This window comes from Nocardioides jejuensis (genome assembly GCF_004337475.1).
GTDB classification, from domain to species: Bacteria; Actinomycetota; Actinomycetes; order Propionibacteriales; family Nocardioidaceae; genus Nocardioides; species Nocardioides jejuensis.
Genome location: NZ_SJZJ01000029.1, coordinates 22,921 through 30,453, shown reverse-complemented (window position 1 = coordinate 30,453; position 7,533 = coordinate 22,921). Strand labels below are relative to the sequence as shown.

Here is a 7,533-nt window from a genome sequence, read left to right as displayed (position 1 = left end):
GTGTCGGTCGGGCTGTTGGTGCCCTGACCCGCAGCCGCGAGCAGCGACGCGGTGAACGGCTGGTCGAACGGCGCGGGGGCCTGGACATCGGTCGGAGCCCAGGAACGGGAGAAGCAGAGCTGCCCGTCGAAGAGGAAGTCCATCTTCGACCGCGACCACTCCACGGCGTACGTGTGATAGGTGCTCACGTCACCGACGACGCAGTTCCAACCGGTGTCGGCCGAGGTGCTGCCGGTGTAGTGCAGGGTCGGGAAGACGTGGTCGGCAACGCCGGAGAACCACTCGGCGACGTCGATCTCGCCCGAGGCCGGCCAGGCGCCGTAGACCTTGTTCTGCGGGTTCATCCAGAAGCCGCCGTGCAGGCCCGCGTCCGTGTGCCCCGGGAACGCGATCCGCGCCTCGAAACGGCCGTAGGCCTGCGAGAACTTGCCGTACGTCGAGATGCCGCCGCCCATGTACTGCGTGCCGCGCGTGCCATACGGGAGGTCGCAGTTGAAGGCCGGCTTGCGGGTGACGGAGAGCTTCAGGAAGCCGCCACCGAGCGCGTGGTTCTGGGCCGCGTCGAAGCAGGCGTTGTTCATCATGAATCCGGAGACCGAGCTGTCCTGCACCACCCACTTGGTGGTGTCCAGCCGCGTGCCGGAGAAGTTGTCGACGAAGCTGCACGACCAGTTCTCGCCCGACTGCTTCACCAGGATCGCGCCGCACGCGTCATAGGTCGCCGTGGCGCCATCCGACGCCGGCATGACGGCGGGCGCGATGCAGAGCGACCCCGTCAGAGCGAGTGCGGCGAGCGTGCGCGCGCGAAAGTGCGCAAGACGAGACATTGGTCGTGGAATCCCTTCGAAGCCCCATGTGGATTCCGCCCCGAGCGCGGCAACGATGCGTCAGCCGTGACCCCCATCACGAAACGCCGAGTGGAGGTTTCCAGAAGATCGCGCTGCCGTCCACCGCATCGGTCACATGCTGGTCATGCGTGTCCGGGAAACACGGCGCCGCCGCACCCGACAGGGATGCGGCGGCGCCGTTGAGTGAACCTGATCCGGTCAGCTCCAGACCTTGACGTAGTCGACGAGGGTCGTCGCCTGCGCCGGCATGGTGTCGGTCGGGCTGTTGGTGCCCTGACCCGCAGCCGCGAGCAGCGACGCGGTGAACGGCTGGTCGAACGGCGCGGGGGCCTGGACATCGGTCGGAGCCCAGGAACGGGAGAAGCAGAGCTGCCCGTCGAAGAGGAAGTCCATCTTCGACCGCGACCACTCCACGGCGTACGTGTGATAGGTGCTCACGTCACCGACGACGCAGTTCCAACCGGTGTCGGCCGAGGTGCTGCCGGTGTAGTGCAGGGTCGGGAAGACGTGGTCGGCAACGCCGGAGAACCACTCGGCGACGTCGATCTCGCCCGAGGCCGGCCAGGCGCCGTAGACCTTGTTCTGCGGGTTCATCCAGAAGCCGCCGTGCAGGCCCGCGTCCGTGTGCCCCGGGAACGCGATCCGCGCCTCGAAACGGCCGTAGGCCTGCGAGAACTTGCCGTACGTCGAGACCGCGCCACCGGTGTACGACGCGGTGCGAGCGCCCCACGGCGTGTTGCACGCGAACGGGTCCTTCTTGGTCACGGTGAGCTTCAGCGCGCCACCGGAGACGTCGTAGCCCTCGCCGGCCACGAAGCACGTCGCGCCGACCGTGAACGAGCTCAGCGCCGAGTTCTGCGCGACCCACTTGGTGGTGTCCAGCGACGTTCCGTCGAAGTCGTCGACGAACGAGCACGACCACGACCCGCCGCTCGGCTTCGCCAGGACGGCACCACACGCGTCCGTCGGGCTGGTGCTGCCACCGCCGCCGTGTCCGCGACCGCCGCCTCCCCCGTTGCCGCCGTAGGAGCCGTAGTAGGAACCGCCGCCCGACCGGGCGTCAGCCGTACCGGCAGACAGAGGAACGGCAACGGCAGCCGCCACGAGGACGAGCGCGGCGGCCCGTCCGGCCGGCTTGCGCAGGACATTCACCATGTGCAGATTCCTTCATTCGCGGCCTCGGACGAGGCCCTCCCGGACCGTGCCTGCTGGCGCGATCTCGCTGGTGGACTGGTGCCAGCGCCCGATCGCTGCCGACCGGCCAGGGAGCCCCCACTCCGTGCTGACCGGTCACTCCAGAAACGTCGGGTGGACTGTGTCATGACGCACATTTCTGGAGAAACTTCGCTCAGCGCCAGATGTGCACGTAGTCGACGTCGAACGTGCCGCCCGAGGTCTTGCCGAGCGGCGGCGAGTTCCAGGACTGACCGGCCGTCGCCAGCAGCGAGGGAACGAACGGCTTGTCGAACGGCTCAGGCGGCTGGATCCGGAGGCTCGTCGGATCCCACGACCGGGTGAAGCACAGCGATCCGTCGTAGTAGAAGCGCATCTCCTGCGGCGACCACTCCACCGCATACGTGTGGAACGTCGTCAGGTCGGGTACTCCGCAGTCCCAGCCCGTGTCCTCGGTCGTCGAGCCGGTGTAGTGGAGCGTCGGGACGACCTGGTCCGGCATGCCGGACATCCACTCAGCGACGTCGATCTCGCCAGACGCGGGCCAGCGGCCGTAGTCCCGGTCGCGCGGGTTGGCCCAGAAGCCACCCCACAGTCCGCGCACGTCCTGGGTCGGGTAGCGCATCCGCACTTCCCACCGACCGTAGGTCTGGGCGAAGTTGCCCCAGGTCGAGAGCGCGGCACCGACGTACTGCGCCGTCATCGACGTGACACCGCTGCACTGGCCCGCCACGCGCTTCGAGACCGTGAGGTGCAGCTCGCCGTCCGCGACCTTGATGTTGTGCTCAGGGTCGAAGCAGGTCATCCCGACGCGGTAGCCGTTGTCGCCCGTCTCGGCCGGCACCCAGCGCGTCGTGTCGAGCGTGGCGCCGTTGAAGTCGTCGGAGAACGAACACGACCAGGCCGTGCCGTCCGCCTTGAGCATGGTGGCGCCGCAGGCGTCACCGGCAGCATCCGCGGCGGGCCCGGTCGCCGGGACCACGCCCAGCGCCGCGAACAGCACCGTCGCAGCAGCCCAGCGCGCCCGAGCGGTATGTCGAACCGACATGAAGGTGTCTCCTCAGCCAGCTCCATCACGGACCCCGCGCCCGCGAGATGGAGTGAACGAAGGCACGCGCCGCGACCTGTCCCCCGATGGACGGACCCGCACCGCCATCCGGGCAACGGACCCCCATCCGTGCCGAACAGCCGCCTGCCATCCCGTCGACAGGCAGCGGTCAGGCTCCCATACAAACGGACGCACAAGCCGTGATCTGGGTCACATGCTGGTCAGCTCCAGACCTTCACGTAGTCGACCTGGGTGACGTTCGCGTTCGGCACGGCGGACGTCGGGGCGTTGGTGCCCATGCCCGTCGACGCCGTCAGCGCGAGGACGAACGACCGGTCGAACGGCGCCGGAGCCAGGAGGTCCAGCGGCGCCCAGGTGCGGCTGAAGCAGACCTGTCCGTCGTAGGAGAAGTCCATCTGCGTCGGGCTCCACTCCACGGCGTACGTGTGGAACTGGTCGACGCGCGAGACGGGGCAGTTGAAGCCGGAGTCGTTGCGCGTGCTGCCGGTGTAGTGCAGCGACGGGTAGATGTTCTGCGAGACGCCCGAGAAGAACTCGGCCACGTCGATCTCGCCCGAGGCCGGCCAGAGGCCGTAGGTGCGGACCTTGGGGTTCATCCAGAACCCGCCGTGCAGGCCCGGGCCCGTGTACGCCGGGAACTTCATCCGGGTCTCGAAGCGCCCGTACGCCTTGTCGAACCTTCCCCAGCTCGAGACCGCTCCCCCGGTGTAGCTCGCCTTGCCGAGCAGGTCACCCAGCAGGCTCTGGCACGAGAACGGCGTGCGCCGCTGCACGGTGAGCCGCAGCGTTCCGCCGCCGACCGTGACGCCCTGGCCGGCCTTGAAGCAGGTGTCGCCCACCCGGAACCCGGTCGTGGCGGTGTCCTGGACGGCCCACTTGGCCGGGTTGAGCTTCAGCCCGTCGAAGGTGTCGACGAACGTGCAGGCCCATGCCGTCCCGTCCGCCTTGAGCACCGTCGCTCCGCAGGCATCGCCCACGGCCTCCGCGCTCTCCTGCGTCCCCGGGACAGCGCCCAGCGACAGCATCAACGTCACAGCAGCGAGCGTTCGCGCCCGCCCAAGGTCCCTCAACCTCATGACGGAGTACCTCTTTCCCTCCCCTGCGGGTCTCCCCGCTCCCGCTTTCGAGGATAGGAAAAAGGGGGTGTGATGCCCATCACCCAGTCGGTCATACCCGCCCTCCAACACGACAGATCCCATGGCCCGAACGGACCATGGGATCTGTCGTCTTCAGCGGGGTGGGATCAGCGCCAGACCTTCACGTAGTCGACGACGGTCGCGGCGAGCTTCGGGGTCTTGGTGTCGGGCGAGTTCCAGCCCGCACCCTGCGCGGCGATCAGGGAGGCCGTGAACGGCTTGTCGAACGGCGCCGGCGCCTTCATGCCCGTCGGGCTCCACATCCGGTCGAAGCAGAGCTGACCGTCGTCGTAGAACTTCATGCTCGTCGTGCTCCACTCGACCGTGTACGTGTGGAACGCGTCGGTTGCCGGGACGATGCAGTCGAGCGCGGTGTCCGCGTCGGTGCTGCCGCGGTAGTGCAACGACGGGAACGCCTGGTCGATCTTCGCGGAGTACCACTCCGAGACGTCGATCTCGCCCGACGCCGGCCAGCGGCCGTAGGTCAGGTCCTGGGGGTTCATCCAGAAGCCGCCGTGCAGGCCGCGCGCCTGGTACGCGGGGAACTTGATGCGCGCCTCGTAGCGACCGTAGGTCTGCGTGAACTTTCCGTACGTCGAGATCGCGCCGCCCAGGGCGTTCGTGCGGAAGCCACCGACCGGCTTCTTGCACTGGAAGGACTTGCTCCGATCGACCGTGAGGGTCAGGTTGCCGCCGCCGACGGCGTACCCCTTGCCGGGCTGGAAGCAGGTCTTGTTCATGTAGAATCCCGACTTCGAGGTGTCCTGGACAGCCCACTTCGTCGTGTCGAGCGAGGCGCCGTCGAAGTCGTCGACGAAGGAGCAGCTCCAGAGGCTGCCGTCGGCCTTGGCGATCCGGGCACCGCAGGCGTCGGACGTCGCAGCGGAGGCGGTGTCGGGGCCGTCGATGACCGGCAGGACGGCGAAGGCCAGCAGGGCCGCGAGGACGGCGAGCACGTGGGCAGGGCGCAGGGCGGGGCGGGACATCGGGCACTTCTCTCAGCTGGCCCCGCTCGTCGCGGGGTCGGTGAGCGCACGCACCCGAGAACGTGCACGCCAGAAGGCCGAGGTGTCGGCGATGACCAGGCGCTGTCGACGTTGACTGCGCGATCGTTCGCTCTGGCGGGCGAACCACGGGTGAAACGACCGGTTTGCGTGCGGGTGACGGGGTTTGCGGTGTGGGCCGCGCCACGCCGTTCACCTGCTGGTCAGTGCCAGACCTTCACGTAGTCGATCTTGGTCGTTGTCCACGTGGGGGTGCTCGAGCTGGGCGCGTTGTCCCCCGCGCCGATCGCGGCGACGAGCGCGACCGTGAACGGCTGGTCGAACGGCTTGGGCGCCTCCAGATCCGTCGGCTCCCAGGCCCGCGAGAAGCAGAGCCTGCCGTCGTACAGGAACCGCATGCGCGAGGGTGACCAGGTGACGCCGTAGGTGTGGAACCTCGACCGGTCACCCATCAGGCAGGCGGCGGTGTCGTGCGCCGTGCGGCCCGTGTAGTGCAGCGAGGGGAAGACGTGGCGCGCGAGCGCGGAGTACCACTCGGCGACGTCGATCTCGCCCGAGGCGGGCCACGGGCCATAGGTGCGCTCCGTGGGGTTCATCCAGAACCCGCCCTGAAGGCCGCGCGCGCTGTAGCGCGGGAACTTGATTCGGGCCTCGAACCGGCCATAGGTCTGGTCGAACTTCGTGTACGACGAGACCGCGCCACCAACGGCGCTCGCGCTCCAGTCGGAGCCGCGGTTGCGACAGTTGAACGTCGACGTGCGATGGGCCTGCAGGCGGAGCGTCCCGTCGAGGACGCGATAGCCGCGGCCGCTGAGGAAGCAGGTGCGGTTCATGCTGAAGCCCGACAGCGCCGTGACCTGGGGCAGCCACTTGGCGGTGTCGAGCTTCGCGCCGGAGAAGTTGTCGACGAACGAACAGCTCCAGTAGCCACCCTCGGGCTTCGCGATGCGCGCGCCGCACGCATCGGTCGTGGCCGCGTCGGCGACCTGTGGGGCGTCGACAGCAGGGACCAGCAGCAGGCCGGCGAGCGCGACGAGCACCGCCAGCAGGCGGGCAGGGCGGAGCAGAGCGTGCGGCATGGCGACTTCCTCGTCATCCCCGGGCAGGGCACGAGCGCGCTCCGAGTCGCGCGTTCGCATACCGCACCCAACGAATCCTCGCGGACGGAGTCACGAAATTGTGGCGAGAATCACTTTCCAGTCGAGAGCGTCAGCGCCAGACCTTCACGTAGTCGACAACGGTCGCACTCGCCTTCGGGGTCTTCGCGTCGGGCGCATTGCTGCCCGCGCCCAGAGCGGCGATCAGCGAGGCCGTGAACGGCTTGTCGAACGGCTTGGGCGCCTCCACGTCCGTCGGCGACCACGAGCGCTTGAAGCACAGCTGGCCGTCGTACAGGAACTGCATGGAGGTCGTGCCCCAGACCACGGCGTAGGTGTGGAAGGTGTCGGCCCGCCCGATCGAGCAGGTGTACGCCGTGTCCGCGCTGGTGCTGCCCGTGTAGTGCAGCGACGGATACATCCGGCTGGCGACGGACGAGTACCACTCCGCCACGTCGATCTCCCCCGACGCCGGCCAGGCGCCGTACGACCGGGCCTGGGGATTCATCCAGAAGCCGCCGTGCAGGCCGCGAGCGGCATAGGCCGGGAACTTCATCCGCGCCTCGAACCGGCCGTAGGCCTGCGCGAACTTGCCGTACGTCGAGATGGCGCCGCCGACGGACGTCGAGGTGAAGTCGCCGTCCCCCGGCACCTGGCAGGTGAAGGCCGCCGTGCGGCGGACGGTGAGCGTGAGCTGACCACCCCGGACGGCGTACCCCTGGCCCTGCTTGAAGCAGGTCTTGTTCATGTAGAAGCCCGAGAGCGCGGTGTTCTGCGCGGCCCACTTCGCGGCGTCCAGGGAGGTGCCGTTGAAGTCATCGACGAAGGAGCAGGCCCACAGCCCACCTGCCGGCTTGGCGATGCGCGCGCCACAGGCGTCGTTCGCGGCCGCGTCGGCGGCGTCGGGGTGCTGGGCGACGGGCGCGACAGCGAGAGCGGTCAGGGCGACCAGGACGGTCAGCCAACGGGCAGGACGGAGTGCAGCGGTGAACATGGATCCGGCTTCCTCATCAGGCCCCGGGGTGACGGGGTCGGTGAGCACGCATGCGGGGCACGCGCACGCCAGATGGCCGCGGTTGTACGACTCCGACCACAGCCGTCATCGTTGGCGACTCGATCGCGCTGCTCTGGCTGGCAGCAGGTGACCCGGCAGGCACGGAGCCCGCCTCGTGACCACGCGTTGGTGACCACTAGTTACCAATGAGT

At 68.6% G+C, this 7,533-nt stretch carries 7 protein-coding genes; all 7 read right to left on the bottom strand.

The window, feature by feature from the left end:
* A partial coding sequence (locus EPD65_RS14315) for a glycoside hydrolase family 16 protein (RefSeq protein ID WP_131585306.1) occupies positions 1-827 on the bottom strand: 827 nt, incomplete at its 3' end.
* Positions 828-1,046: 219 nt separating this feature from the next.
* Positions 1,047-2,003: a glycoside hydrolase family 16 protein gene (locus EPD65_RS14310; protein WP_131585304.1), complete on the bottom strand. Its 957-nt coding sequence runs from the start codon at positions 2,001-2,003 to the stop codon at positions 1,047-1,049.
* A gap of 193 nt (positions 2,004-2,196) precedes the next feature.
* Complete coding sequence (locus EPD65_RS14305; RefSeq protein ID WP_131585302.1) at positions 2,197-3,069, bottom strand: glycoside hydrolase family 16 protein; 873 nt, start codon at positions 3,067-3,069, stop codon at positions 2,197-2,199.
* Positions 3,070-3,290: 221 nt separating this feature from the next.
* Positions 3,291-4,115, bottom strand: coding sequence for a glycoside hydrolase family 16 protein (locus EPD65_RS14300; RefSeq protein WP_243640611.1), 825 nt, complete (start codon positions 4,113-4,115; stop codon positions 3,291-3,293).
* Between the two features lie 218 nt (positions 4,116-4,333).
* Entirely contained in the window at positions 4,334-5,212 is an 879-nt protein-coding gene (locus tag EPD65_RS14295) for a glycoside hydrolase family 16 protein (protein ID WP_131585298.1), read from the bottom strand.
* 221 nt (positions 5,213-5,433) lie between these two features.
* Positions 5,434-6,309 (bottom strand): glycoside hydrolase family 16 protein, encoded by an 876-nt coding sequence (locus EPD65_RS14290; protein ID WP_165873018.1) that lies wholly within the window; start codon positions 6,307-6,309, stop codon positions 5,434-5,436.
* Positions 6,310-6,439: 130 nt separating this feature from the next.
* Positions 6,440-7,321: a glycoside hydrolase family 16 protein gene (locus EPD65_RS14285; RefSeq protein ID WP_131585294.1), complete on the bottom strand. Its 882-nt coding sequence runs from the start codon at positions 7,319-7,321 to the stop codon at positions 6,440-6,442.
* Positions 7,322-7,533 lie beyond the last annotated feature (212 nt).